This is a genomic window from Mycobacterium lentiflavum, assembly GCF_022374895.2.
GTDB classification, from domain to species: domain Bacteria; phylum Actinomycetota; class Actinomycetes; order Mycobacteriales; family Mycobacteriaceae; genus Mycobacterium; species Mycobacterium lentiflavum.
The window spans coordinates 3,235,942-3,257,935 of the sequence record NZ_CP092423.2 but is presented as its reverse complement, the minus strand read 5'-3'; the positions used below and the strand labels follow the sequence as shown (position 1 = coordinate 3,257,935).

21 protein-coding genes are annotated in these 21,994 nt (G+C 62.4%); 16 read left to right on the top strand and 5 right to left on the bottom strand.

Features of this window, described 5'->3' with window-relative positions:
• Positions 1–51: 51 nt before the first annotated feature.
• The gene (locus MJO58_RS15280; RefSeq protein ID WP_090602900.1) at positions 52–1,038 is read left to right on the top strand and encodes an Acg family FMN-binding oxidoreductase; all 987 of its coding nucleotides are present in this window, start codon (positions 52–54) and stop codon (positions 1,036–1,038) included.
• A gap of 38 nt (positions 1,039–1,076) precedes the next feature.
• Here the strand turns inward: MJO58_RS15280 and MJO58_RS15275 are convergent, their stop codons facing one another.
• Entirely contained in the window at positions 1,077–1,469 is a 393-nt protein-coding gene (locus tag MJO58_RS15275; protein ID WP_090602897.1) for a PNPOx family protein, read from the bottom strand.
• 248 nt (positions 1,470–1,717) lie between these two features.
• Here MJO58_RS15275 and MJO58_RS15270 point away from each other — a divergent pair, with 248 nt between their 5' ends.
• The 8 genes from MJO58_RS15270 (at position 1,718) to fdxA (ending at position 9,994) form a co-directional block, all read left to right on the top strand.
• The gene (locus MJO58_RS15270; RefSeq protein WP_090602895.1) at positions 1,718–2,521 is read left to right on the top strand and encodes a universal stress protein; all 804 of its coding nucleotides are present in this window, start codon (positions 1,718–1,720) and stop codon (positions 2,519–2,521) included.
• A 140-nt stretch (positions 2,522–2,661) separates the two neighbouring features.
• A complete protein-coding gene (locus tag MJO58_RS15265) occupies positions 2,662–3,093 on the top strand; it encodes an Hsp20/alpha crystallin family protein (protein ID WP_090602893.1) in 432 nt (143 codons plus the stop codon).
• A gap of 12 nt (positions 3,094–3,105) precedes the next feature.
• Positions 3,106–5,148, top strand: coding sequence for an erythromycin esterase family protein (locus MJO58_RS15260; protein WP_239719936.1), 2,043 nt, complete (start codon positions 3,106–3,108; stop codon positions 5,146–5,148).
• A gap of 248 nt (positions 5,149–5,396) precedes the next feature.
• The gene (dosR, locus tag MJO58_RS15255; RefSeq protein WP_090602886.1) at positions 5,397–6,053 is read left to right on the top strand and encodes a hypoxia response regulator transcription factor DosR/DevR; all 657 of its coding nucleotides are present in this window, start codon (positions 5,397–5,399) and stop codon (positions 6,051–6,053) included.
• A gap of 244 nt (positions 6,054–6,297) precedes the next feature.
• On the top strand, positions 6,298–7,950 hold the full coding sequence (locus MJO58_RS15250; protein ID WP_239723296.1) for a GAF domain-containing sensor histidine kinase: 1,653 nt from the start codon (positions 6,298–6,300) through the stop codon (positions 7,948–7,950).
• Between the two features lie 146 nt (positions 7,951–8,096).
• A complete protein-coding gene (locus MJO58_RS15245) occupies positions 8,097–8,651 on the top strand; it encodes a GNAT family N-acetyltransferase (protein ID WP_239719934.1) in 555 nt (184 codons plus the stop codon).
• A gap of 13 nt (positions 8,652–8,664) precedes the next feature.
• Entirely contained in the window at positions 8,665–9,549 is an 885-nt protein-coding gene (locus tag MJO58_RS15240; protein ID WP_239719932.1) for a universal stress protein, read from the top strand.
• Positions 9,550–9,634: 85 nt separating this feature from the next.
• Positions 9,635–9,994 carry a ferredoxin gene (gene fdxA / locus MJO58_RS15235; protein ID WP_090602875.1) on the top strand — a complete coding sequence of 120 codons (360 nt, stop codon included), beginning with the start codon at positions 9,635–9,637 and terminating at the stop codon, positions 9,992–9,994.
• 11 nt (positions 9,995–10,005) lie between these two features.
• On the opposite strand, the gene MJO58_RS15230 is transcribed toward fdxA, so the two are convergent.
• Positions 10,006–10,821, bottom strand: a complete 816-nt coding sequence (locus tag MJO58_RS15230) for a universal stress protein (protein ID WP_239719931.1) — start codon at positions 10,819–10,821, stop codon at positions 10,006–10,008.
• Positions 10,822–11,092: 271 nt separating this feature from the next.
• Here MJO58_RS15230 and MJO58_RS15225 point away from each other — a divergent pair, with 271 nt between their 5' ends.
• From MJO58_RS15225 to MJO58_RS15200, 6 genes are read left to right on the top strand one after another with little or no spacing between them, the layout of a single operon-like run.
• Positions 11,093–12,001, top strand: coding sequence for a universal stress protein (locus tag MJO58_RS15225; RefSeq protein WP_090609096.1), 909 nt, complete (start codon positions 11,093–11,095; stop codon positions 11,999–12,001).
• A gap of 40 nt (positions 12,002–12,041) precedes the next feature.
• Positions 12,042–12,212 carry a universal stress protein gene (locus tag MJO58_RS28940; RefSeq protein ID WP_434086239.1) on the top strand — a complete coding sequence of 57 codons (171 nt, stop codon included), beginning with the start codon at positions 12,042–12,044 and terminating at the stop codon, positions 12,210–12,212.
• A 37-nt stretch (positions 12,213–12,249) separates the two neighbouring features.
• Entirely contained in the window at positions 12,250–13,788 is a 1,539-nt protein-coding gene (locus MJO58_RS15215) for a bifunctional aminoglycoside phosphotransferase/ATP-binding protein (RefSeq protein WP_239719930.1), read from the top strand.
• A gap of 36 nt (positions 13,789–13,824) precedes the next feature.
• Positions 13,825–14,928, top strand: a complete 1,104-nt coding sequence (locus MJO58_RS15210) for a 3-oxoacyl-ACP synthase III family protein (RefSeq protein ID WP_434086238.1) — start codon at positions 13,825–13,827, stop codon at positions 14,926–14,928.
• A complete protein-coding gene (locus tag MJO58_RS15205; protein ID WP_090602863.1) occupies positions 14,912–15,808 on the top strand; it encodes a beta-ketoacyl-[acyl-carrier-protein] synthase family protein in 897 nt (298 codons plus the stop codon). Before MJO58_RS15210 ends, MJO58_RS15205 begins: the two co-directional genes overlap by 17 nt.
• On the top strand, positions 15,808–17,193 hold the full coding sequence (locus tag MJO58_RS15200; protein ID WP_239723294.1) for a WS/DGAT/MGAT family O-acyltransferase: 1,386 nt from the start codon (positions 15,808–15,810) through the stop codon (positions 17,191–17,193). The genes MJO58_RS15205 and MJO58_RS15200 overlap by 1 nt, the downstream gene beginning before the upstream one ends.
• Before the next feature lie 261 nt (positions 17,194–17,454).
• On the opposite strand, the gene MJO58_RS15195 is transcribed toward MJO58_RS15200, so the two are convergent.
• Complete coding sequence (locus MJO58_RS15195) at positions 17,455–17,598, bottom strand: hypothetical protein (protein WP_239719929.1); 144 nt, start codon at positions 17,596–17,598, stop codon at positions 17,455–17,457.
• Positions 17,599–17,697: 99 nt separating this feature from the next.
• Here MJO58_RS15195 and MJO58_RS15190 point away from each other — a divergent pair, with 99 nt between their 5' ends.
• Positions 17,698–18,480, top strand: a complete 783-nt coding sequence (locus tag MJO58_RS15190) for an SDR family oxidoreductase (RefSeq protein WP_090602858.1) — start codon at positions 17,698–17,700, stop codon at positions 18,478–18,480.
• Here MJO58_RS15190 and MJO58_RS15185 read toward each other — a convergent pair.
• A complete protein-coding gene (locus MJO58_RS15185) occupies positions 18,473–21,385 on the bottom strand; it encodes an MMPL/RND family transporter (protein ID WP_239719928.1) in 2,913 nt (970 codons plus the stop codon). The two genes, MJO58_RS15190 and MJO58_RS15185, sit on opposite strands and share 8 nt — an antisense overlap.
• Entirely contained in the window at positions 21,382–21,798 is a 417-nt protein-coding gene (locus MJO58_RS15180; protein ID WP_090602853.1) for an MmpS family transport accessory protein, read from the bottom strand. The genes MJO58_RS15185 and MJO58_RS15180 overlap by 4 nt, the downstream gene beginning before the upstream one ends.
• Positions 21,799–21,994: the final 196 nt, after the last annotated feature.

The window sequence follows — 21,994 nt, the reverse complement described above, 5'->3', positions numbered from 1 at the left end:
ACCGTCTGCGGGCACGAGGGTCTTAGCCAGACCGGATGAAGGGCGGCGACAATGGCGGAAACGCTGGCCGATACGAAGGTGATCACGACGGCAGTCGAGCTGGCCTGCCATGCACCCTCGCTGCACAACAGCCAGCCTTGGCATTGGATTGCCCACCGCGACAGTGTCGATCTGTTCGTTGATCCCGAGCAAAAAGTACGTGCAGCCGACAGTTCGGGTCGCGAAGCGATTATCAGCTGCGGCGCTGCGCTCGATCACTTTCGCACTGCGATGGCCGCCGGTGGGTGGGCGACGAATGTCGATCAGTTCCCCAACCCGAACGATCTCGACCACTTGGCAACCGTCAATTTTGCGCCGGTCGACTACGTGGCGCCGGCTCGGCGTGACCGCGCGAACGCGATACTGCGTCGCCGGACCAACCGATTACCGTTTGGTGCGCCGAAGCACTGGGCGTCGTTCGAACCCGTGCTGCGCAGCTCGTTCGACAATGACTTGGTCAGTTTGGATGTACTGCCCGCGGAGGTGCGACCGCGACTCGCCGAGGCAGCGCGACTCACCGAAGCCTTGCGTCGTTATGACGACCTGTATCACGCCGAGTTGCGTTGGTGGACAGGGCTGGCAGAGGGATCGGAAGGAATACCGCAAAGTGCACTGCCGTCGGAGTCCGATGATCGGAGGGTCGACGTGAACCGCCGGTTCCCGGTTGATCCGTCGAACGAGCGCAGCTCTGCGGGCACTTACGACCAAGCGAAGATTCTCATGTTGTCGACGGTCGGCGATGCTCGTGTCGATGCCCTCAACTGCGGCGAGGCGCTGTCGGCGATCCTGCTGGAGTGCACGATGGCCGGATTGGCCACCTGCCCCGTCACCCACGTCACGGAGCTGGAAGCCAGCCGGGACATGATCCGCGACCTCGCAACCGGTCTCGCTGCGGTACCGCAGGTGTTGATCAGAGTCGGCATCGAACCGGAGGGCGAGCCGGCTCCCGAACCGACGCCGCGCAAACCGGTGGACGAGGTGTTGGAGATTCGTAGCTAGGATGGCTACACATCGGAAAGGATTGGCGGGCAGCGGGTTTAGGTCTGTTCGGACTTCACCTTGAGGTAATTTTTTATTCTGAACAGGTCATAGGTGCGTCGCCGCTCGGGCCGAAGCTGGGGGGTTGCCGACGCGGCGGAGATAACTTCGGGTTCGACTACTCGATAGCTTTGCCCATCAGCCCGGATGGTCGCGTGGCCGGCGGCAAGGACATTCCGGAGCCAATCGACGTCGACCCCATAGGGCAGCGGAATGATGAACCCGTCCGACACCCGTTCCGTGGCTACCGGAGTCGCATAATGCGCGCCCGAACTCCGGCCGGTGTGCTCAATCACCGACGCATACCAGTGCTTTCGCCCGGCCAGGTGCAGCATCAGTGGATTGAGTAGACGCTTGTTGAAGACCCGGACGTGGTCGAGGATTGTCACCATCTCTGTTAATCCTTCCCGCGATATGAGAGCGAATAGTCCCGTGGCGCAGTAAAAGAGCGGACATCGCAATGGCGCAATCCGATCAGCTCGCCGCGTCCGCTGGTAGGGCCCGAAGTCCCAAAAGTTGCGTCAACCCTCGTCCGCCGAACGGACCCACAGATGAGGACCAACGCCTCTGATCTGCCAGGCCCCGACTCCGTAGCGTCCTGAAGAGCATCTCTCATCGCTACTGGTCGCCAGGAGTTCTCATGTTTGATCGGTACCCACCGAAGTCCGTCGTCGTTGGGGTGGACGGTTCGGCAGCCGCGATCCGAGCCGCTCGGTGGGCGGTCGATGAAGTCGCCGGGACCGACATTCCGCTGCGTCTGCTCTACGTCACCAAGAGCAACGACAATGCCAGTCCGCGGCAAGCGCGCCTGGCCGTGGCCGCGGCAGAGCAGCTCGTCCGCGACGCATACGACGCGGTTCAACAGATCGGCAAGCCGGTCAAGGTCGAAACTGAGATCGTCGACGGCGCACCGGTGGCGGCACTCATCGCTGCTTCGCGTGCCACGACGTTGCTGTGTGTCGGAGACACCGGGGCCTCGATGCGCCCGAACATCTGGCTGGGTTCGACTGCGAAAGAACTCGCGCAATCGAGCCACTGTTCGGTGGCCATCGTCCGGGGAGATCCTCGCGACACGGCCGACCGTTTGATCGTTGCGTTCGTAGACGAATCGCCGGATGGCATGGATGTTCTCGAGCTGGCTATTCACGAGGCCCGCCATCGCGGCGTCCCACTGCGGGCGCTGATATCGACGCCGCCGCGATCCGATGACTCGCAGCTGAAGCGTTGTACGGACAACTACCCCGAAGTCGACATCGACACGGTTATTCTGCAAGTGTCCTTGGTCGACTACCTTGCCGCGCATGCCGAAGCCATTCAGTTGGTCGTCGTCGGCGCCGCCCAGACCGAGGCAGTCGAGCAATTGCTCGGCACTCCCGGTGCGGCAGCTCTGCGGGAAAGCGACTTGTCCTTGCTTGTAGTCGGTTTCCAGCGTCCTGCCCGCTGAACGCACTCGTCGCAGCGGACGCCTCCAGCGGGAGCGCTGACAAACGACCTACGACCTTTGGGACTTCAGCCTCTTTCCCACATTTCGGCCGACTGGTCGGATAGGCATCACCAGTAATCCTCGCAATCTAGGAGACAGCGATGAACACTCTTGCCGTTCGGCGCCACCCCGCGTCGATCTTTCCTGACCTGTCAGAACTGTTCGCAGGCCTTCCCACGATGGCCGGATTGCGCCCCGCCTTCGACACCCGTGTGATGCGGCTGGAGGACGAGATGAAGGACGGCCGCTACATCGTGCGCGCGGAGCTGCCGGGGGTCGACCCGGCTAAGGACATCGACATCACAGTGCGCGAGGGGCAACTGAGCATCAAGGCCGAGCGCACCGAGAAGAAGGATTTTGATGGACGCTCGGAGTTCTCTTACGGGTCGTTCGTTCGGACCGTGTCGTTGCCGGCGGGCGCTGACGAAGACAACATCCAAGCCACCTACGACAAGGGCATCTTGACAGTTTCGATGGCGGTTTTGGAGCCGAAGGCAACCGAACGCCGCGTCACGGTGCAATCCGCGAACTGACACAGGTATGTGATGACTAGAGCAGCTGATATCACCCGGCGCTCGCCGCGCCGGGTGTTCCGCGACCGTCGCGAGGCAGGCCGGGTGCTGGCAAACCTCTTGAGCGCCTACCGCGACCAACCCAACGTCGTCGTCCTCGGGCTGGCCAGGGGCGGCCTACCGGTGGCATGGGAGGTGGCGGCAGCGCTGCACGCACCGTTGGACGCCTTTATCGTGCGAAAGCTCGGCGCTCCCGGGCATGAAGAGTTCGCGGTCGGGGCGTTGGCAAGCGGTGGCCGAGTGGTGGTCAACGACGACGTGATTCGGGCCTTGCAGATCTCGCCGGGACAATTGCGTGCCGTTGCTGAGCGTGAAGGCCGGGAGCTGGTCCGGCGTGAGGCCGCATATCGCGGCGGACGCCCGCCCCTCGACGTGACCGGCAAGACGGTTATCCTCGTCGACGACGGGTTAGCCACTGGCGCAAGCATGTTCGCGGCGGTACAAGCGCTCCGCGAATCTGAGCCCGCTCAGCTCGTAATCGCGGTGCCGGCGGCCCCGGAATCTACCTGCCGGGAATTCGCCGGCCTGGTGGACGATGTGGTCTGCGCGAGTATGCCCACCCCATTCCTCGCGGTGGGGGAGTCGTTCTGGGATTTTCGGCAGGTCACGGACGACGAGGTTCACCAGCTGCTCGCCACTGCGACGACGGATCGATCGACAACGCCGGCACGGGTGCTGACGGCTGCCGAGGTGCTCAGCAGCGTGGCCATCGATGCTCCGTCGGGTGTTCCGCCGCGCGCGACGCTGGAGGAGTTGATAGGTGACGCTCGAATCGTGCTGATCGGCGAGAGTTCGCATGGGACGCACGAGTTTTACGAGGCTCGGGCAACCATAACGAAATGGCTGATCGACGAGAAGGGATTCTGTGCTGTAGCCGCCGAGGCCGACTGGCCCGATGCGTATCGGGTGAATCGGTACGTGCGGGGTCTCGGCGTGGACGAGACGGCCGACGCAGCGTTGCTCGGGTTCGAACGATTTCCGGCCTGGATGTGGCGCAACACGGTCGTTCGCGACTTCGTCGACTGGCTGCGCGTACGCAACCAGCAGTGCGAGTCAGGACGTCAGCGGCAGGCCGGCTTTTACGGACTTGACCTCTACAGCCTGCATCGGTCCATCCAGGAAGTGGTGACCTACCTGGATAGAGTCGACCCGAAGGCGGCGATGCGAGCCCGAAATCGTTACGCATGCTTCGATCATGCTTCGGCGGATGATGGTCAGGCCTACGGCTTCGCGGCGGCGTTCGGGGCCGGTCCGTCGTGCGAAAGCGAAGCAGTCGAACAGCTGGTTGACATGCAGCGCAACGCCTTGGCCTATGCGCGCCGGGGCGGGCTGCTTGCCGAGGACGAGCTTTTCTACGCCCAGCAAAATGCACACACGGTGCGCAACGCCGAGGAGTACTACCGTGCGATGTTCAGCGGTCGGGTGAACTCGTGGAACCTGCGCGACAAGCACATGGCCGAGACTCTCGACGCGCTGTTGAGGCACCAGGACCGTCACGACGGCGCTCCACCTGCTCGAATAGTGGTGTGGGCGCACAACTCTCATGTGGGCGACGCGCGGGCCACCGAGGTGTTCTCGGAAGGACAACTCACGCTGGGGCAACTGGTCCGGCAGCGATATGGCGATGAATCACGCCTGATCGGATTCAGTACGTACGCAGGCACCGTGACCGCCGCGAGCGATTGGGGCGGAATCGCGGAACGCAAAGCTGTGCGGCCCGCGCTGAACGGCAGCATCGAAGAACTGCTACACGAGACGGGTCGAAGCTCCTTCCTGGTGTCGGCAGACCTCAGCCCGGAAGCCGCCGATCCGCTCAGCGCCGTTCGGTTGGGGCGTGCCATCGGGGTCATCTATCGGCCGGAAACGGAGCGGCAAAGTCATTACTTCCATGTTCGGCCCGCGGACCAGTTCGACGCGATGATCCATATCGACCGGACTCGAGCACTCGAACCGCTGGAGCCGACGAGTCTGTGGATCGCCGGCGAAACGCCGGAAACATACCCGTCCGGCTTGTAACGAAAAGTCAACGGATTTGGTCGTATTGGTGTCATTGGGATCGCATGGGGCGCTTCTTGTGACACCCTCTGCGAATCAACGGTTTTCGGCGATATGAGCCTCGCCTGGGACGGGTGGTTAGCGCACCAGAGGTCTAACGGCCCCTCCGCAAACGCCGCCGGCTCAATACCCTGGCATTTGAATTGCGCGTCAACCTTGGCGATTATCGATGATGTGCGATATTGAGGCAGGGGCAGGAAGGACTCGCAATGGTAAAGGTATTCCTGGTCGACGACCACGAAGTCGTTCGTCGCGGACTTGCCGACCTGCTGGCAGCTGACCCCGAGCTCGAGGTCATCGGCGACGCGGGCTCCGTATCAGAAGCGCTGGTCCGAATACCCGCGTTGCAACCCGACGTCGCAGTGCTCGACGTGCGCCTTCCGGACGGCAATGGCATCGAATTGTGCCGCGACCTGTTGTCTGACCTTCCTGAGTTGCGCTGCCTGATGTTGACATCGTTCACCTCTGATGAGGCGATGCTCGAGGCGATCCTGGCCGGCGCCAGCGGTTATGTCGTCAAAGACATCAGGGGCATGGAATTGGCGCAGGCAATCAAGGACGTCGGTGCCGGGAAGTCACTGCTCGACAACCGGGCGGCCGCCGCCTTGATGGCGAAGCTCCGGGGCAACGCCGAGCAGAAGGATCCGCTGTCGGGATTGACCGACCGCGAGCGAACCCTGCTCGGGCTGCTCAGCGAGGGATTGACCAACCGGCAGATCGCCGCACGAATGTTCCTGGCCGAGAAGACGGTGAAGAACTACGTATCCCGGTTGCTGGCCAAGCTCGGCATGGAGCGGCGGACCCAGGCAGCGGTATTCGCCTCGAAGCTGGACCAACGACCCACGCCGCCGACCACGAGTACGTAGCCTGACAGGCGCGTTACCGCAGCTAGACTGGCCCGCACGGGTTAGGCAGCGTTGACTTGTTGGGTTGCCATCTCGATACGACTAAGCTTGGCAACGGCCTTTTCGTGTTGCTCGCGGTGTAGTCGTTCGTTGGACAACACGTGGCTGCCGGGGGGGCTGAATTGCCGGAGGTGTCAGGCGAATGGCCAGCGACGATAGTGGCTCGGCGTTTGCGGGACTTGGCCAGCGTGGGCTGGTCAGCAGGATGCACCAGCAACTCGACGAGTTGCTGGCTTCGCGCGATCAGATGGAGCGGCTGCTTCAGGTGATCGTCGAGATCGGCTCCGATCTCGACGATCTCGACGCAACCCTGCGTCGCGTCGTCGTCGCGGCTCGGAAGCTGACCTCTGCGCCGTACGGCGCCCTGGCGATCCGTGACCGCGATGGAATGTTGATCTCGTTTGTTCACGAAGGAATCGATGTCGACCACACGCGACGAATCGGTCATCTGCCGGTTGGCAAGGGAGTTCTCAGCCTGTCGCTGTTCGACACGCCGGCTCTGCGTTTGGATGACCTGACACAGCACCCGGCCGCGGTTGGGTTCCCCGAGCACCATCCTGCGATGCAAGCCTTCCTCGGCGTGCCGATCACCATCCGGGGAAAGATATTCGGCAACCTCTATCTCACCCACGACGAGCCGGGTTGCTTATTCTCCGAATCCGACGAAATGGCAGCTCGAGCACTGGCGTTCGCGGCGGCGGTCGCCATCGACAACGCACAACTCTTTGAGCGTGAGCGCACGGCGGCGAAGTGGATGGCGGCAAGCCGCGAAATCACCACCGCGCTTCTGTCTACCGTCGGGCCCAGCCGGACTCCGTTGCAGATAATCGCCGAAAAAGCTTGTGCGCTAACCGAAGCCGAACAGGCGATCGTGCTTGTTCCGGACGATGAAGAATTACCGATAGACGAAATTGACACGCTGGTCATCTCTGCAGCCGTAGGACTGAACGCCTCAGAGGTCATCGGCCAACGGATTCCAGTGGATGCTTCCACCAGTGGCGCGGTGTTCCGCTCCGGTGAACCACTGATCACCGAAGCCCTGAGTTACCCCATCCAGGCATTCACCGACGTAGGGCAGCGAAGCGCAATCTTGATGCCGCTGCGCGCCCACGACCAGGTCGCCGGGGTGATTGTCGTCGCCCGCGGCTCGCAGCGACAACCGTTCGATGACACCTACCTCGACCTGGTCAGCGATTTCGCAACACACGCCGCGATAGCGCTGATGCTGGCGGCGGGTCGCGAAAACACGCGCCAACTGACGCTGGTGGCCGAGCGAGAGCGCATTGCCCACGACTTGCATGACCATGTCATCCAACGGCTATTCGCGGCGGGGATGGACCTACAGGGCACGGTCGCCCGGGTGCGTTCCACCGAGGTTGCCGACCGGCTGAACCGCACCCTCGACGATCTCCAGACGATCATCGAGGAGATCCGCACGACTATCTTCCAGCTGAAGTCGCCGTCCGGAAATGGCGGTGGCTTTCGGAATCGCATTCAACGAGCCGTTGCCGACCTCACCGAGGGCCGCGACATCGTCACGACCGTGCGAATGCACGGACCGATGACCGCTATCGGCGGCGATCTCGCCGACCACGCGGAGGCAGTGACCGCCGAAGCCGTCAGCAACGCGGTTCGCCACTCTGGCGCTTCACGTCTCACGATCGAGGTCCATGTCGGAGACATGCTGACGATTGACATCGTCGACAACGGTTGTGGCATACCCGTTGACAATCCCCGCCGCAGCGGCCTGGCGAATATGCTGTACCGCGCCGAACAGGTCGGCGGTCGCTGCGAGATCAGCAACGCGCCGGGTGGCGGTACCCGAGTCTGCTGGACCGCACCCTTGACCGATCACTGATACCCGGCGACGTCCCTGACGCCAGGGGACTCATGGACCAATGGCGCCGCAGTGGAGTCCAACGGCCCTGCCGGACAGAGCGGACCGCGAATACCCTCGTGTCAAAGCGAAGCGCGCGTGTCGGTGGCCGGTCCTGAGGAGGGCGCATGAGTCATCAGTTGGCGGAGTACGCCGCCACGGCTCGACTGCTCGACGGGCGGCTGGTGGCCCTGCGACGACTCAGCGCTCAAGACGCCGATACGACGTTGGCGCTTCATCAGCACCTCACCGAGTTTGAGCGCTATTACCGTTTCTTCACGCTGAACCGCATCGATCTCGAGCACCTCGTCCAAACGATTACCGAGCCTTCGCGCGATCGGTACTCCCTCGGCGCATTCGACGCCGGTCGATTGATCGGTGTGGCACATTATGTCGTCCGCGATGATCCCGAAGCCGCCGAAGTGGCAGTGGTGGTCGCCCATGACGATCACTCGCTCGGCGTAGGAACAGCCTTACTCAAGCATCTCGCGCAGGTCGCGCGCGCTCACGGAATTTCTCGATTCATAGCCGATATTTTGAGCGAGAATCACCTCATGCTCACCGTGCTGTTCGATCTTGGCTGGCGTTGTAAGCCAACGTATTACGGAGCAATTCACCACGTCGAGGTCGAGTTACCAGATGTCTTCGAGGACTTGCCTTCAGGCGCGCATGCGATTTCATAGCTAGGAGCACGAAATGTCGCAAACAACAAAGAAACACGGAATTCTGGTCTGCGTCGACGGATCGGAGGCATCCGACGTTGCGGTGGCCTGGGCGACCCGCGAGGCGGGTATGCGCGGCACCGCTATCACGTTGATGCATGCCGTTGCGCCCATCGTTGTCGGCTTCCCGGTCGGCCAACTGTACGACGAAATGCCGGGCTGGCAGAAGGAGGCCGGACAGCACGTCATCGACCAGGCCCAAAAAACGGTCAGCGCCAGCCTGGGCAAGTTCGAGGCACCCGAAATACGCACCGAGATGGTCTATTCCAACGTCGCTCCCGCACTGATTGAGGCATCCAAGGACGCCCGGATGATTGTCGCTGGCAGCCAGGGCCTTGGCGCGTTGGGGCGGCTACTGCTCGGCTCAATCACCACATCGCTGGTCCACCATGCGCATTGCCCGGTCGCGGTCATTCATTCCGATGGTGATGCGGCTCCTGATCCCACCGCTCCCGTGCTCGTCGGCGTCGATGGTTCACCGGCCTCGGAAGCGGCGACCGCGTTGGCTTTTGACGAGGCCTCGCGTCGAGGGGTTGGTTTGGTGGCGCTGCATGCGTGGAGCGACGTCGGGGTGTTTCCGATGCTCGGCATGGACTGGCGGGATAGCGAGGCCAACGGGGAGGAGATACTTGCCGAACGCCTCGCCGGTTGGCAAGAACAGTATCCGGATGTGCACGTGAAGCGAGTCCTCTGCTGTGATCTGCCGTCCAGATGGCTGCTAGAGGAATCGAAGCACGCGCAGCTGGTGGTGGTCGGAAGCCACGGGCGTGGGGGCTTTGCCGGCATGCTGCTGGGATCGGTCAGCTCCCATGTCGCGCAATCGGCAACCGTTCCGGTGATTGTCGTCCGGGGTGACTAGACGCGTTCGGGGAGGGTCCTTGGTCCTCGATGTTGAGGCCATCCGCCGAGTGCGGATCTAAAGTTGGCTCGCTAGCGTCAAATCCATGACGTATGTGATCGGCGCCGACTGCGTGGACGTGCTGGACAAATCCTGTGTTCAGGAGTGCCCCGTCGACTGCATCTACGAGGGCGCCCGGGCGATGTATATCAATCCCGACGAATGCGTGGACTGCGGAGCATGCAAGCCGGCATGCCGTATGGACGCGATTTACTGGGAGGGAGATCTGCCCGCCGACCAGTCGCAGCACCTGGACGACAACGCCTCCTTCTTCAGTCGTCCGCTCCCGGGTCATGTTGCGCCACTTGGCTGCCCGGGTGGGTCTGCCAATGTTGGTCCGCTCGGTGTCGACACACCGTTGGTGGCTGCGATGCCCGTACGTGAGGGCGGGTTAGACCCACACTGACGATCGACTTGTCATGGGCGCACGACGAGGACCGAGCATCCGGTGTGTCCAAAATGGGGGTTGACCGGACCCACCATACTGGCGACCTTGTCGGCGTCCGAGCTATCGACCACCGCTAGTTGTACGGGTTCTGTTGTGCTGGACAGGAATTCAGCGGCTCCACTTCGCGCGGCTGCCGGAAGGACGTGCACCTCACGATACTCAGACACCCACGCGCTGAGGCGCTGATCCAGTTGAGAATACGGGATTTCACCTAACCCCCAACGCCAGACTCCCATCGCCAAGACCGGTGCGTCGCGTAGGCGCGCTTCCCTGAAACCGTGCTCGAGCACAGCGTCGTTGTCGGGTTTGTCGTCGACGACGACGGCAACCCAACCCGAGCCGACGTCTTCGCCGTCGCGGTTGTGACGGATGATCGCCACCGGGCAATGTGCATTCTCGGCGACGGTTGCAGCGGTCGAGCCGAGTACTCTGCGGGCGACCCGTCCGATCCCGATCGAGCCCAGGCAAACCATTGCCGCGTGGGCGGATTCGTCGATCAACGCGTTCCCGATCGATCCGCGCACCAGGTCGGTTTCGACCTTGACCTGCTTACCCATCGCATTGACCGCGGCGCAGGCGGCGCGGAGCGCTGTTTCGCCGTATTCGAGATCGAGGCTGTCGTCGCGTGCGGTGCCATCGGACTCCCGTTCGGGAATCGCATGAACCAGACGCAGGGGAACGTCTCGGCTGATCGCCTCGGTCACCGCCCATCTGGCCGCATTGATGGCGGCATCAGATCCGTCGATACCCACGACGACCCGCTGCGATGATTGCGGACGATTCATTGCATTCTCCGATCGAAACCAACGCGGGCGGGAAACCCCGCTTCATCGGTGATGTTATGAGCCTTAACTGATTCTCGGCAGGGCCCTTCGGCCCGTATTTGTCGCCATTGTCCCAGGCAACGTGGGGGACCAGTTCGATGACTTTGCGGCTACCGTTCCGGGTCAAGCTTATTCGCCGGTTGCGGGTCTCTCGTCCATGCAGTTGGGGACGAAAGTCTCATGACCGATGAGTGTTTGGACCATAGCGTTCTCGATGAACGAAGGAGAAACCATGTCAGCGTCCGAGAAGCGTTACGGAATCGTCGTCGGAGTCGACGGATCACCCGCGTCGGATTTCGCGGTCTGCTGGGGTGCGCGGGACGCGACTTTGCGTGGTGTCGGGTTGACCTTGGTCCACATGGTAAACCTGGCCGCGCCGGTGTGGCCGCCGATGCCTCTCACCGCAGATACTCCGATATGGCAGGAAGACTATGGACGTCGCATCCTCGAAGAGGCGGAGAAGATCGCCGAAGATGCCTCAAAGATCCATGGCCGCATCGATATCGCTACAGAGCTGATGTTTACGTCGCCGGTTGCTGCGCTGGTCGAATTATCCGGCCAGGCAGAGATGGTCGTCGTGGGCAGTAACGGGCGCGGAGCACTGGCCCGGACGTTCCTGGGCTCGGTCAGCTCGGGCGTGGTACGCAGCGCGAGGTGCCCGGTCGCGGTCATCCGTGACGAAGATCCGTCGATGCCGAACCCGCTTGACGCGCCTGTGTTGGTGGGCGTCGACGGCTCTGTAGCGTCGGAGCTGGCGACGGCGATTGCTTTCGACGAAGCGTCCCGGCGCGGCGTCGAACTAACGGCTTTGCATGCGTGGAGCGACGTCGGATTGTTCGAACTTCCAAAGCCGCAGTGGCCCGCGGTGCGGGCCCAGGCCGAGGAGATCCTGGCCGAACGCCTTGCCGGTTGGCAAGAACGCTACCCCGACGTAATGGTGCATCGACTTGTCGTGTGCGACCAACCTGCTCGACAGCTGATCGAGCAGTCGGAGTCTGCCCAGCTGGTCGTCGTCGGCAGCCACGGCCGAGGTGGCTTGGCCGGCGCGTTGTTGGGTTCGGTCAGCAATGCGGTCCTGCATGGGGTCCGGATGCCGGTGATCGTTGCACGGCCATCTATCGGCCACCCAGATGAGGACTAAAGCCTCATGATCGACGACCGCGCAGGCAATAGCGTCTTCCATGACGGATGGAGGGCGAAATGACGCATTCGAGAAGCGCTACGGAATCGTCGTCAGAGACCGGGCCGGCAGCCACGGCCGGGGCTCCTTGTCGGAAGCGAAGCTGGGTTCGGTGAGCAACGCGGTCGTTCACTCGATCCACCCGCCGGTGGTTGTGGCGCGTCACTCCTAGAGCCCCAACGAATCCTCGTCGACAGGAATGTAGAGCCATGAACGTTACGATCGCCGCTGACCGGCCTAGCCAAGCGCCGGCGGCAGTTGCGTCGCCCCACATCGATGTCCGCGAAACCCACACCGGCATGGTGGTGCTCGCCGGGGATCGCGCCTTCAAGGCAAAGAAGCCGATCGCGACCCACTTCCTGGATTTCCGAACAACCGAGCTGCGCGAACGCGCATGCCTGCGAGAGATCGAGCTCAACGGCCGACTGTCGCCTGAAAGCTATCTTGGCATTGCGCATCTCACTGATCCCTGCGGAGGACCGGCCGAACCGATCGTCGTCATGCGGCGCTACCGCGAAGAGGACCGCCTGACCTCCTTCATAACTCGCGGCCCCGACGACGCGGCCCGCGACGTGCTGGACACCATCGCTGACGTGCTGGCCCGATTCCACGCCCGCGCCGAGCGGAGCCTCGAGATCAGCGCCGAGGGCAAGTTGTCCGCGGTTGACGGGCGCTGGCGCCAGAACTTATCGGAACTGAACAGCTTTGTGGGCAAACCGTTTTCAGAGATATCCTTCAAGCTGTTGGCGCGCGTTCAGCGCCTTGCCGCTGAATTCGTTTCGGGTCGGGCCCCGTTGTTCTCCCGTCGAGTCGAAGAAGGATGCATCGTCGACGGCCATGGCGATCTGCTCGCCGACGACATATTTTGGGCTGAAGGCAAGCCGGCGTTGCTCGACTGCCTGGAATTCGACGACAAGCTGCGCCATATCGACCGCATCGACGACGCGGCATTTTTGGCAATGGATCTGGAGTTCATGGGCCGCAAAGACCTTGGTGACTATTTCGTCCAACGCTACATCGTCCACTCGGGTGACAGGGCGCCGACATCGTTGTGGGACTTCTACATCGCGTATCGCGCGGTGGTGAGAGCCAAGGTTGACTGCATTCGGCAGTCACAAGGCAACCCGGAGGCCGCCAGAGACGCGGGGCGGCACCTGGCCATTGCCGTCCGGCATCTAGAACACGGCAGCGTCCGCATGGCGCTGGTCGGTGGGAATCCAGGAACCGGCAAGTCGACCGTCGCGCATGCGCTCGCCGAAACGGTTGGAGCGCAAGTGATCTCGACCGATAACGTACGTAGAGAGCTAGCAGATTCGGGCGTCATCACCGGGGGCGCGGGCATACTGAATGGGGGCTTGTACCGGTCCAGGAACGTCAGGCGCGTCTACGAGGTGGCTCTGGATCGGGCCCGCGCGCTTCTCGGTGATGGTTACTCAGTCATCCTTGACGGTACCTGGCGGGACCCACATCTACGTTCTTACGCCTATTCGGTCGCATCCGAGATGTTCTCGGCTGTCGTGGAACTCATGTGTGTAGCACGCGTCGAGACCGCTGCCAAGAGAATACTGACCCGCGGGCCAGGTAACTCCGAGGTGACGCCGGAAATCGCGGCAGCGCTGGCGCGCGAACACAACGGCTGGGACACCGCGAGTGCGTTGGACACATCTGCGCCGTTAGAGCAAACCATCCAACAGGCACATGCCATCTGGCGTCGGTCGGTCGCCGCTGGAATCAGCGTGTGGCCGTGAATAACTGAACACACGTTCACCGCAGGAGTAAGGCAGATGGCTCGGCATTGGTTGGTGATGGAGGCATCCGGCGACGGCCCTCCATCACCGTTCGTCGCCCGGTTGGCAGGTGCCGGCCGGCATTTGCCTCAGACCCATCTGACCACAGACGAATTGATGGCGACCACGCGCCACCGTACCCACATCGATCTGGAACGATTGACCGGGATTCACGAGCGGCGCGTTTCGGTGGGAGACGAGGATTCCTATACCCTGGCCACCTCGGCAGCACTGAATTGTCTTGCCACCGCGCAACAGGATCCGGCATCACTTGACGTGGTTATCAGCTGTAGCATCACCAAGCTTCGTGGCGGTCTGACCCAATGGCTCGAGCCGTCGATGAGCGGCGCGATAGCCCGTGGGATTGGGGCGCCGCAGGCGATGACGTTCGATGTGTCGAACGCATGCGCCGGGATGCTCACCGGGGTAACGATTTTGAACAATTGGATCCGGCAGGGCATCGTCGAGCGCGGGCTGGTGGTCAGCGGAGAGTACATCTCCCAGCTCGGGCACAACGCGGCGCGCCATATCCGCAACATCATGAGCAAAGAACTGGCGTGCCTGACCCTCGGTGATGCCGGCGCGGCACTTCTGTTGGAGCGCGCGCCCGTCGGCTCGGCGGGGATCACCCTCGCCGGGTTCACCACGGTCGCCGATTACAGCCGACTCTGCTTGGCCTATCCAAAGGGCCACGATCCAGGCGCGCGGATGTTCACCAATTCCCGCGCCATTCAGAAGGCCGCGATCGCCAATACTCCGCTGCTCCTGCACGAAGTACTTGACACTGTTGGTCTTTCGATTCACGACATCGACCATGTCATCACACATCAGACTTCCGCACGTGCCATCCGCAAGGGGATGGCCCGAATGTCGGAGTCGTTTGGCGACAGTCCCCGGCACGACGCCGTGATCACCGTCGACCGGTACGGCAACACGGCGTCGACGACCCACACGGTGGCCCTCGTCGAGGAACTCGAGGCCGGACGAATCGAGGCTGGAGAAAGGATTGCGCTGCTCGCGTTGGCTTCGGGACTAGAGATCGGCGTGGTCTTACTGACCGTGGATGAGGATTTGGTGAGCCGTTATGGGCACAGTCATTGAACGAGCCGACGTCGCGCACTCGCGGTGGCGTGACCGGCACAGCGCGCTGCGCCTGGCGGTCAGCGTCGCCAAGGACTGTCTGCTGCACGCCGGATGCGAGCCAAATGAGTTGGATCTGGTAGTCAACGCCGGGATTTACCGCGATCGCAATCTGGGGGAGCCGGCGCTCGCCGCGCTTATTCAGGATGACATCGGAGCCAACGCCGAGGATCCGCACGCCGACGCACACGGGACTTTCTCTTTCGATATCGCCAACGGCTCCTGCGGACTACTGACGGCGCTGCAGATCGTCGACGGATTTCTGCGAACGCGCAGCATCCACCGCGCCCTTGTCGTGGCCAGTGATGCCGATCCGGGTCACGGCATGAGCGAGCACTTTCCGTTTTCGGCCGCCGGTGCGGTGCTGCTGTGCGGATGGACGGACGACAGCTATGGTCTCAGCGACGTCTCCTGGGTGAACGACGCGGTAGATAGTGACGAAATATTCTCCGCAACAGTCGGATTCGCGGACGCGCGTAACGTTCTTAGGTTCAAGCAGTCGGCCGTGATGGATGACCGATTCGCCGCGGCGGCCGCGGAGGCGGCGCGAGCATGCCTGGCTGCGCAATCGGTGCGGCTTTCCGATATCGACATGATCGTCGCCGCACCCGCGCGGCCGGTCTACCGCAGCGCATTGAGCCTCCGGCTTGGGGTGCCGATCGAGAAGATCGGTGTCGCTGACGATGAACGGATGCATACCGGCGCCCTGGCGGCTGCCTTCGAGCGGCAGGCGGCTCGGCTGCCGGCGGGTGCGCACGTACTGTTCGTCGTTGCCGGTGCGGGCGTCACCGCCGGTGCCGCCTTGTACCGCCAGCCACCGCCACCAAGGACGGTGTCGTGATGGAGCATTTGAGCGCTTTCGATGCCACGTTCCTCGAGGTCGAAGACTCCGATCCGCACGTGAGTTTGGCGATCGGCAGCGTCTCGATCATGGAAGGCCCTGCTCCGAGCTACGAGGAGTTCGTTTCGACCTTCGCCGAACGGGCACCGCAAATTCCGCGCTGCCGACAGGTCCTGCGGACGCACCCGCTAGATCTCGGCTCACCCGAATGGGCGGACGACCCGCACTTCGACGTCGCGCGGCACCTGCATCGTCTCGCCCTGCCGCACCCCGGCGACGACGCGGCGTTATTCGAGATGGTCGCGTCTGTAATGGAACGACGGCTCGATCGCGAGCGACCCCTCTGGGAGTGCTGGATCTTCGAGGGGCTGAGCGGGGACCGGTGGGCCGTTCTGACCAAAGTCCATCACTGCATGGCCGATGGGATCGCGACAACGCAGATCCTGGCAAAGTTCAGCGATAGCGGCGGCGGCGACAGCTTCGCGACCGCGATTCGTGCAGCCAGGGAGCCGGTCCGGCATGGGCTGGGCCTGCCGAAGATCAGCTTGAACCCGCTGAAATGGGTCAGCGGGATAGGACGAAGCGCGTTTGCCGCGGCAGCCGCGGTCGAACACATGGCGATGGGAGCGGTCGAGCTGACGGCCGGTGTGTTGAACACGGCGCCCGATTCGTCGCTGAACGGACCGGTTACGTCGCTGCGCCGCTACAGTGTGGCCCGGGTTCGGCTGGCTGACCTGCAGGAGGTTTCTCGGGCATTCGGCGTGACGCTCAACGATGTAGCGCTCGCGGCGATCACCGACAGTTACCGCAAGATCTTGCTGGAGCGTGGTGAGCGGCCCGGCCACAACTCGCTGCGCACGCTTGTGCCGGTTTCGGTCCGTCCGACCAATCACTTCAACATGGCCGACAACCAGGTCTCGGCAATGCTGCCGTTGCTGCCCGTCGATGAGGCGGACCCGCTGAAACAGCTGCAGCTGGTGCACAGTCGGCTTACCCGTGCCAAGGACAGCGGCCAACGTGAAGGAGGCGCGGCGCTGACTGCGGCGGCTAAGAACGTCCCGTTCGCGTTCACCGCATGGGGCATCCGATTGCTGTCCCGACTTCCGCAAAAGGCAGTGGTCGCGGTGGCCACCAACGTTCCCGGTCCCCGGGAAGGGCAGAAGCTGATGGGCCGGCGGGTGCTGGAGATCCTTCCGATCCCGCCGATCGCTCTCAACGTTCGTACCGCCGTGGCGATGCTCAGCTACGCCGACCAGTTCGTTTTCGGCATCACCGCCGACTACGACACTGCGCCCGACATCGACGCGCTGGCCGCAGGAATTGCGGACGGGGTCGCACACCTCGTCGTGGCCAGCGGCACGCACCGAGGCAGCGCACGTTCCTGACCACGCGAAGGGGTGCACGACCGTTGCGCTATAGCGGACGAAAGTCCTCCACGCTAGCGACTTCGGTCCCTTTCGAGGGCTTTCGAGAATTGCTGAGATTGAAGCTATGAGCATGGCCTTCGGCCGTTTTCGCCGGTAGAGGAGCAGCCAATCATGGCTCGTGTTGCAGGGGCGAAAGTAATTGTCCTCCAGTCACACCCGGTTTGGATTGCCGCTCAACAGCTTGCGCGCGAGCGTAGCGAAGCGATGCTCCGCCATCCTTCATTCCCCGCCCATCAGCGTGCGGTCGGCCAGGGGGATGTCGGAATTCCCGGTAGCCGCCGACAGCTTGGACGCCGCCGCTTGACGGCGTCGACGTCGCAATGCCGTTACCTGCGGCGCGGCGATTGACGGGTATGCCGTCATACATGCACGCATATATGTATGGTGACGATTGGGTCAGAGTAGCTGCTTCGGCTTAGCCGATTCAGATCTGAATTACGCACCACATGACAGGAGAACGCAGTGGCAGAACGGTTGGCGGGCAAGGTGGCGCTGATAAGTGGGGGTGCCCGGGGGATGGGTGCCTCGCATGTGCGGATGCTGGTGGACGAGGGAGCCAAGGTCGTGTTCGGCGACATCCTCGACGACGAAGGCAAGGCCGTAGCGGCGGAGGTCGGCGACTCGGCTCGTTACCTGCATCTCGATGTGACGAAGCCCGACGACTGGGATGCCGCGGTGGCCACCGCGCTGCACGAGTTCGGCAGCGTCGACGTGCTGGTGAACAACGCCGGCATCATCAACATCGGCACCCTCGAGGACTACGCGCTCACGGAATGGCAGCGGATCCTCGACATCAATTTGACCGGTGTGTTTCTCGGCATCCGCGCCGTGGTGAAACCGATGAAGGAAGCCGGACGAGGCTCGATCATCAACATCTCTTCGATCGAAGGTATTGCCGGCACGATCGCCTGCCACGGTTACACGGCAACAAAATTCGCTGTCCGGGGTTTGACAAAGTCGGCGGCGCTGGAGCTTGGACCCAGTGGAATCCGGGTGAACTCAATCCATCCCGGCCTGATCAAGACCCCGATGACCGAGTGGGTTCCCGAGGACCTCTTCCAGACCGCGCTCGGCCGGGCTGCCGACCCCAAGGAGGTCTCCAGCCTGGTGGTCTATCTGGCCAGCGACGAGTCCAGCTATTCCACGGGTTCGGAGTTCGTGGTCGACGGCGGCACCACCGCCGGCTTGGGTCACAAAGACTTTTCCGCCGTGGAGACCGATTCACAACCGGAGTGGGTTACGTAGCGGCAGTTACCGATTCGGGTTCCGCGGCGGCCTTGCCATTTGGATCAGGCCATGGCGAGGGGAGCGGGCGTTGCCGAACTCGTTGCGGCCACCAGAACCACTTGCCCAACAGCGCGGCAATCGATGGCGTCATCAGCGACCGCACGATCAGCGTGTCGAAGAGCAAGCCCAGACCGATGGTGGTACCCACTTGGCCGATGACGGTCAGCTCGCTGACCGCCATGGTGATCATCGTGAAGGCAAAGACCAAACCCGCCGAGGTGACGACCGAACCGGTACCGCCCATCGATCGGATGATTCCGGTGTTCAAGCCGGCGCGGATCTCTTCCTTGAACCGCGCGACCAGCAGCAGGTTGTAGTCAGCGCCCACGGCAAGCAGGATGATCACCGACATCGCGAGCACCATCCAGTGCAGCTCAATGCCGATGATGTGCTGCCAGATCAGCACCGACAGCCCGAACGACGCACCCAGCGAGAGCAACACGGTTCCCACGATGACCGCTGAGGCCACCACGCCTCGGGTGATGATCAACATGATGATGAAAATCAGGCAGAGCGAAGCAATTCCAGCGATCAGCAGGTCATAGGTGTTGCCGTCACTGAGGTCTTTGTATATTGCCGCGGTGCCCGCGAGGTAGATCTTGGAGCCCTCCAGCGGCGTGCCCTTGAGTGCTTCGTAGGCAGCCTTCTTGATGGCCGCGATGTGCGAAATGCCTTCTTGAGACATCGGATCGCCGTCGTGGCTGATGATGAAACGCACGGCGTGGCCGTCGGGGGAGATGAAGTTCTTCATGCCCTTTTTGAACTCGGCGTTGTTGAAGACGTCCGGCGGCAGGTAGAACGAGTCGTCGTTCTTGGACGCGTCGAACGCCTTACCCATGGCGTTCGAGTTCTTCTGGGCCTCGTTTTGCTGATCCTGCAGACCCTTTTGCGTCGAATACATGGTCAGCATCGTGGTTTTCATGGCCTTCATGTTTTCGATCATGGAAGGCATCAGCGCCACCATCTGGGGCATCAGGGTGTCGAGATGATCCATGATGGGCAACAGGCTTTCGATGTCGTCGGTCATCGTGTCGATGCCGTCGAGGCCGTCGAAGACCGAGCGAAGCGACCAGCAGATCGGGATGTCGAAGCAGTGCTTCTCCCAGTAGAGGTAGCTGCGGACCGGGCGGAAGAAGTCCTCGAAATCCGCCATGTGGTTGCGTAATTCGTTGATGTCGATGGTCATGTCGTGCATCTTTTTGACCATTTGATGCATGTCGTTGGACATCTGCACGGTGATGCTCGACATCTTCTCCATGCTGTCGATCGTCGTCTGCATCATGTCGGCCTGCTTGAGCATGTCGGCCATCTGGTCTTCTTGATACTTCTGGTTCATCTGCTGGCTGACGCCCTGCATGCTGATCTGGAACGGGATCGAGGTGTGCTCGATCGGCGTGCCCTCCGGCCTGGTAATCGACTGCACGCGGCCGATTCCCGGCACCCGGAAGATCGCCTTGGCGATCTTGTCGATGACCAGGAAGTCCGCGGAATTCCGCAGATCGTGATCACTTTCGATCATCAGCACTTCGGGGTTCATCCGCGCGTGCGAGAAGTGCCGGTCCGCGGCTTCGTAACCCTCGTTCGCGGGCAGGTCGGCAGGCAAATAGTTGCGGTCGTTGTAATTGGTGCGGTATCCCGGCAGCGTCAGCAAGCCGACCAGCGCGACCCCGATCGTCATGACCAGGATCGGCCCGGGCCACCTCACCACGACGGCGCCGACCTTGCGCCACATGCGAATACGCTGCGTGCGCTTGGGCTCCAGTGTCTTGCCGAAACGTGTTGCCACGGCGACGACGGCAGGTCCGAGCGTCAGTGCCGCTGCCACCACGACCACCATGCCGATCGCCAGCGGGATACCCAACGTTTGGAAATAGGGCAGGTTGGTGAAGTGCAGGCAGAACGTGGCGCCGGCAATGGTCAAGCCGGATCCCGCCACCACATGCGCGGTGCCGTGGAACATGTCGTAGTAAGCATCTTCGCGGGAGTTGCCTTTGCCCCGGGCCTCCTGATAGCGGCCGATCAAAAAGATCGCATAGTCAGTGGCGGCCGCGATCGCCAACGTGACCAACAGGTTGGTGGCGAAGGTGGAGAGCCCAATGATGTTGTAATAGCCCAAGAAGGCGACCATTCCGCGCGCGGCCGACAGCTCCAACACCACCATCACCAGCGTCAGCAACAGCGTAACTATCGACCGATAGACCAATAACAGCATCGCGATGATCACGGTGAACGTGCACATCGTGATGAGTTGCACGCTGCGGTCACCGGCCATGTGCTGATCGGCTGAGAGCGCGGCGGGCCCGGTAACGTAGGCCTTCACCCCGTTGGGCGGGGGCACACTTTTGACGATGTCTTGGACGGACTCGACGGAGTCGTTGGCCAACGCTTCGCCTTGATTACCGGCGAGATAGACCTGAACGTAGGCGGCCTTGCCGTCATTGCTCTGCGCGCCTGCGCCGGTCAGCGGGTCGCTCCACATGTCCTGAACGTGCTCAACGTATTTGGTGTCGGCGTCGAGCTTTTTGACGATCGTGTCGTAGTAGGCGTGAGCATCGGCGCCGAGCGGCTTTTGGCCCTCGAGAACGATCATGATCGAACTGTTGGACTTGTATTCGTTGAACACCGCGCCCATGCGTTTCGTCGCGACCACCGATTGCGCATCGTCGGGGGCCATCGAGACCGAGCGCATCTTCCCGACGGTGTCCAGGTCGGGGACGATGGTGCTGAGCACCGCGATGAGCCCGATCCAGCCGAGGATGATGACGATGGCGAATTTCCGGATGAAACGCGGGATCTTTTCCCGCACCGGCTCTGCCGCCGTCGGGAGCGCGTCGGTGCGGGCGTCGTTGAACGTTGTACTCATGCGGATTTCACCAGGCAGAAGGTCAGGGCGTGCACGCCGGTGGTTATCTTCTCGTCCTTGACTTCGTCATCGATGGTGATTCGGCAACCGAGGTAGTCGCCGTCGCTTTGCGCCGAGAGGTTCGGGAAGACCGACGGGGCAGTCGTGGTGAGGACGAGTGTCCATGGCAACGGCGCGCCGTCGACCCGTGTCGGGTCGGCGGACAAATCCAAGTAGTTCACGTTGGCGTGGCTCGCCGAGCCGAAGACCTCGTACTTGACGACCTTGGGCTTGAACGGCTTGGAGTCGTCGAGTCGCGGACTAGTCAAGACGCCGGTGTCGTGGAGGCCGAAGAAAGACTTGACCCGCACCACGGCAAAGCCGCCGACCACCACCACCGCCACGATCAAGAGCGGCAGCCATGCGTTCCGCACAATCTTCGCTAGCAGCAACTACGTGAGTCCTTTTCTCGTCACCATGGCCACCGCCCGCATAACACGCGGGCGCTCGTGCACACGAACCGCATGACTCAGCATCGGATTATCGGCCCTTGCCGCGACGTGCGCGCCCGTCGTTCCGTGCGGATGAGGCTGTCGGCGCGCGCCGGCGGCCCTTTCCGAGCCCGACGCC